The 4842-nt window shown below is 67.0% G+C and carries 6 protein-coding genes; 4 read left to right on the top strand and 2 right to left on the bottom strand.

The annotated features are described in order from the left end of the window. The 3 genes from G3N99_RS34475 to G3N99_RS34485 form a co-directional block, all read left to right on the top strand. The coding region (locus G3N99_RS34475) for a DUF2069 domain-containing protein (RefSeq protein ID WP_206124605.1) at nt 1-302 on the top strand (302 nt) is incomplete at its 5' end. 18 nt (nt 303-320) lie between these two features. Then, a complete protein-coding gene (locus tag G3N99_RS34480) occupies nt 321-1742 on the top strand; it encodes an FAD-binding oxidoreductase (RefSeq protein ID WP_206124606.1) in 1422 nt (473 codons plus the stop codon). 25 nt (nt 1743-1767) lie between these two features. After that, complete coding sequence (locus G3N99_RS34485; protein WP_174989199.1) at nt 1768-2598, top strand: metallophosphoesterase; 831 nt, start codon at nt 1768-1770, stop codon at nt 2596-2598. Between the two features lie 59 nt (nt 2599-2657). On the opposite strand, the gene G3N99_RS34490 is transcribed toward G3N99_RS34485, so the two are convergent. Together G3N99_RS34490 and G3N99_RS34495 are read right to left on the bottom strand one after the other, a co-directional pair. After that, nucleotides 2658-2810, bottom strand: coding sequence for a hypothetical protein (locus G3N99_RS34490; protein ID WP_163008969.1), 153 nt, complete (start codon nt 2808-2810; stop codon nt 2658-2660). Nucleotides 2811-2927: 117 nt separating this feature from the next. Next, entirely contained in the window at nt 2928-3869 is a 942-nt protein-coding gene (locus tag G3N99_RS34495; protein WP_174934511.1) for a LysR family transcriptional regulator, read from the bottom strand. A gap of 157 nt (nt 3870-4026) precedes the next feature. Here G3N99_RS34495 and G3N99_RS34500 point away from each other — a divergent pair. Further along, on the top strand, nt 4027-4842 hold an 816-nt coding region (locus G3N99_RS34500), incomplete at its 3' end, for a TolC family protein (RefSeq protein ID WP_206124607.1).

The following is a 4842-nucleotide window of genomic DNA, read 5'->3' on the forward strand; positions in this document are numbered from 1 at the left end:
CCGCGTGGGAGCTGTGGCTCGCGCCGCTGCGCCCGGGCGGCTCCGCGCTGATGCTCAAGGCCATCCCGCTCGCGCTCGCGCTGCCCGGCGTCTGGCGGCGTAACATCTATACGATGCAGTGGGCGAGCATGCTGATACTCGTCTATTTCGCCGAAGGCGTCGTGCGCGGCATGTCCGATCGCGGGCTGTCCGCGACGCTCGGCTGGTGCGAGACCGCGCTTGCCGTCGTCTTCTTCGTGGCGGCGCTGGCGTACGTCGCGCCGTTCAAGCGCGCGGCGAAAAAGTCGCGCGCCGCGTCCTGACCCTTACGCGACAAGGTGATGATGTCCTCCGAAGCTTTCGTTTCCGCGTGCCGCGACGCGATCGGCGCCGACCATGTGCTGACCGACCCGCACGATACCGAACCGTTCCTGACCGACTGGCGCCGCCGCTACAAGGGTGCCGCGTGCGCGGTGCTGAAGCCCGCGAACACGGCCGAAGTCGCCGCGCTCGTCAAGCTGGCCAACGCACACGGCATCGCACTCGTGCCGCAGGGCGGCAACACGGGCCTGGCCGGCGGCGCCACGCCCGACGCGAGCGGCAGCCAGGCCGTGCTGAGCGTCGCGCGCCTGACCCGCGTGCGCGCGCTCGATCCGCACAACAACACGATCACCGTCGAAGCCGGCGTGATCCTCGCCGACGTACAGGCGCGCGCCCGCGAAGGCGGCCGGCTGTTCGCGCTGAGCCTCGCGGCGGAAGGCAGCTGCACGATCGGCGGCAACCTGTCGACCAATGCGGGCGGCACCGCGGTGCTGCGCTACGGCAACGCGCGCGAGCTGTGTCTCGGGCTTGAAGTCGTCACGCCTCAAGGCGAGATCTGGGACGGCCTGCGCGGACTGCGCAAGGACAACACCGGCTACGACCTGCGCGACCTGTTCATCGGCGCGGAAGGCACACTCGGGATCATCACGGCTGCCGTGATGAAGCTGCATCCGCTGCCCGCCGCACAGGTCACCGCCCTCGCCGCGCTCGAATCGCCGCACGCGGCGCTCGATTTCCTCGCGCTCGCGCAGCGCGCGGCCGGGCCGCTGCTGACCGGCTTCGAGCTGATGTCGGACTTCTGCATGCAGCTCGTCGGCAAGCACTACCCGCAACTGCGCTACCCGTTCGCGCAGACGCACGCGCAGACGGTGCTGCTCGAACTGTCCGACAACGAAAGCGAAGCGCATGCGCGCGCGCTGTTCGAGAAGCTGATGGAAGAAGCGTTCGAGGCCGGGCTCGTGGTCGACGCCGTGGTGGCGGAGAATCTCGCGCAATCGCGCGCATTCTGGGACCTGCGCGAGCACATCCCGCTCGCGCAGGCCGACGAGGGGCTCAACATCAAGCACGACATCGCGGTGCCGATTTCGTCGATCGCGCGCTTCATCGACGAGACCGACGCGGCGATCCAGCAGGCTGCGCCGGGCGCGCGGATGGTCACGTTCGGCCATCTCGGCGACGGCAATCTCCACTACAACGTGCAGATGCCCGAAGGCGGCGACCCGAAAGCGTTCCTCGCCGCGTTCCAGGCGCCGATCAACCGGATCGTCTACGACAACGTGCACCGCCATCACGGCACGATCAGCGCGGAGCACGGTATCGGCCAGCTGAAGATCGACGACGCGCAGCGTTACAAGTCGCCGGTCGAAACGACGCTGATGCGCACGCTGAAGACCGCGCTCGATCCGCGCGGCCTGATGAATCCCGGCAAGGTCCTGCGCTGAAGCCGCCCACTCCGGAGCCACGCTCGTGAAAGTCCGCGTCCTGTCCGACCTGCATCTCGAAAGCAACCTGCCCGACGCGATCCCGCATGCGAACGCGGATCTCGTCGTGCTGGCCGGCGACATCCACAATCATGCGGAAGGCCTGCGCTGGGCCGCAGAGACGTTCGATTCCGCGGTGCCGGTGATCTACGTGCCGGGCAACCACGAGTACTACGACGGGGAATTCGGTGCGCTGGAGACGGCGATGCGCGATGCGGCGCAGGCGCTCGACAACGTGCATTACCTGAACAACGACGTCTACGTCGATCCCGCGCAGCGCTTCCGCGTGCTCGGCACGACGCTCTGGGCCGATTTTTCGCTGTTCGGCGCCGACGAAGCCAGCATGGCCAGCTCGATCGAGGCCGGGCTGCGCGTGATGCTCGATTTCAAGGGATTGATCCAGGTGACCTGGCCGCATGACGCGGCGCTGCATGCGGCGCCGGGCACGCCGGAACGGGATTTCTCGCCGGCCGACGCGATCGCGCTGCATCGTCGCAGCCGCGCATGGCTCGAAGCGCAGCTCGCGACGCCGTTCGCGGGCCAAACGATCGTCGTGACCCACCATGCGCCGCACCGGCGTTCGCTGGCGGAGCGCTATGCGGAAGATCTTGCGTCGGCGGGATTTGTTACGGACATGGCGGAACTCGTGCAGCCGCCGGTCAATCTGTGGCTCCACGGCCACACGCATACGTCATTCGACTACGTGGCAGACGGCGGTACACGCGTGGTGTGCAATCCGCGCGGCTACATCCACCGGCGCACCGGCGAACTGGAAAATACCGCGTTCGCGTGGGACAAGGTCGTCGAGCTCGGCTGAACGCCGGCCCGCGCGGCCGCGTTGCGCGGCCTTTTTCGACCCGAAGCGCGACCGCGGGATCAGCGGCCGGGGCGGCGTTGTTCGCGCACCCGCACCGGCACCGGCTTCATCTGCGCCTTCGCCTTCATCGCGCGCAGCAGGTCGCGGGTCGCCGCGGCGGCCGCGGCCGCGCCCAGCAGGACTCCAAGGCCGATCATCAGGTGCGTATCCATTGCTACTCCGGGGTTGCGTATCTCGTTAATTCCCACAGTATCAAACTGTCTGACACGCGTTCGTAAAAAAATGTTGCGTGAAGGACAAATCTCGTCAGATTGCGGTCAACCGCGCTGTCATGTCGCACGCGTGTACTGCTCGAGCGCGGCTTCGTCGGCTGCGAGCGTGGCCGGCAGTTCGTCGCGCAGGAAATCGACCCAGGTGCGAATTTTCGCGTCGAGGTACTGGCGCGACGGATACAGCGCGTAGATGTTCATCACGTGCGACCGGTATTCGGGCATCACGCGCACGATGTGCCCGCTGCGCAACCAGCCGATCGCCGAATAAAGCGGCAGACCGCCAATCCCCATCCCTTCCCGTACAGCCACCGCGAGCGCCTCGGCGACGTTCACGCGAAACGGCGGCGCCGTGATCGGGACGACTTCGTCGCCGTTCGGCCCGGCCAGCGCCCATTCGTCGAACTGGAAGCCCGGCGCGACCATCCCGAGACAGACGTGCTGCGCGAGATCGGCCGGCCGCTGCGGCACGCCATGTGCCTCGACATAGCCGCGCGACGCGCACACCACGCTGTAGCTCTCGCCGAGCCGCTGCGACACGAGCCCCGAATCCGGCAGGTCACGGCCGACGACGATCGCGACGTCATACCCCTCGTCGAGCAGGTCTGGCATCCGCTGCGCGAGCGTCAGCTCGACGTGCACGTCCGGGTAGCGCTCGCGATAGCGCGCGACGGCCGGCACCAGGTAGTGCTGGCCGAGGCTCGTGAAGCAATGAACCTTCAGCTTGCCCGACGGGCGCGCATGCGCGTCGCCCGCCTCGGCTTCGGCCTGGTCGACGTACGCGAGGATCTGCTCGCAGCGCTGCAGGTAGCGCTCGCCGGCTTCGGTCAGCGCGATCCGGCGCGTCGTGCGGTTCAGGAGACGCGTGCGCAGGTGCGCCTCGAGGTCCGAGACCGCGCGCGACGCGTAGGCGGTAGTCGAATTCATCTGCTGGGCGGCCGCGGTAAAGCTTCCCGCGTCGACCACGCGGACGAATACCCGCATGTTTTGTAGCGTATCCATCCCATTACCCGTTTGAATCCGGACGGATTGTTGCACAGAGGCGAACAAGTATTGTCTCAGGATTCGTAAAAATGACTTGCACCCTTGTCCATTTATTCAGGAATCACTGAAAAATATAATCGCATCCGACTCATCTATATCCGAAAGGGAGAAAATCGTGCAGTCTCCGGCGACAAAAGGGACGCTCGCACTGGCGGTTCTTGCAGTCTCATTAATAATGGCCGGATGCGCGAGCATGGGCGACAACAAGCCGCAGTCGGCCCGCATCGAGGCGAACGCACTCGATGCCGGCGCCGCGATCCGTGCGGCCGACCGTGACGCGGACTGGCCCGCGGCCGACTGGTGGCGCGCCTACCGCGATCCGCAACTCGACGCCTGGATCGCCAACGCCCAGGCGGGCAACCCGACGCTCGCGGCCGCCGAGGCCCGGGTGCGCGAAGCGCAGGCAATGGCGCGCGTGGCCCGCTCGGCCGAGCTGCCGCAAATCAACGGCAACCTCTCGCTGATGCGCGAGCACTGGCCGGACAACGTGTACTACGGCCCCGGCCCGCTTGCGAACGCCGATACCTGGAACAACACCGGCACGCTCGGCCTGTCTTATCACCTCGACCTGTGGGGCAAGGACAAGAACGCGACCGAGCGCGCGCTCGACACGGCACATGCGACCGCCGCCGATGCGCGTGCAGCCAAGCTCGAGCTCGAAGTCAACGTCGTGCGTGCGTACGTTGGCATGTCGATGAACTATGCGCTGCTCGACCTCGCGCATCAGACCTTCGAACGCCAGCACTCGCTCGCCGATCTCGCGCGCAAGCGGCTGCAGGCCGGCCTCGGCACGCAGCTCGAAGTGAGCCAGGCGGAATCGACGCTGCCCGACTATGAGCGCCAGATCGACAGCTACGAGGAAGCGATCCAGCTCGCGCGGCACCAGCTTGCCGCGCTGGCCGGCAAGGGCCCGGGCGCGGGCGATTCGATC

This window comes from Burkholderia sp. Ac-20392, from assembly GCF_017104585.1.
Classification (GTDB): domain Bacteria; phylum Pseudomonadota; class Gammaproteobacteria; order Burkholderiales; family Burkholderiaceae; genus Burkholderia; species Burkholderia lata.

Bases quoted from the DNA above. Each gene is read 5' to 3' on its own strand.
- G3N99_RS34480 (WP_206124606.1), top strand. From the start codon at position 321: ATGATGTCCTCCGAAGCTTTCGTTTCCGCGTGCCGCGACGCGATCGGC.
- G3N99_RS34495 (WP_174934511.1), bottom strand. From the start codon at position 3,869: ATGGATACGCTACAAAACATGCGGGTATTCGTCCGCGTGGTCGACGCG.
- G3N99_RS34490 (WP_163008969.1), bottom strand. From the start codon at position 2,810: ATGGATACGCACCTGATGATCGGCCTTGGAGTCCTGCTGGGCGCGGCC.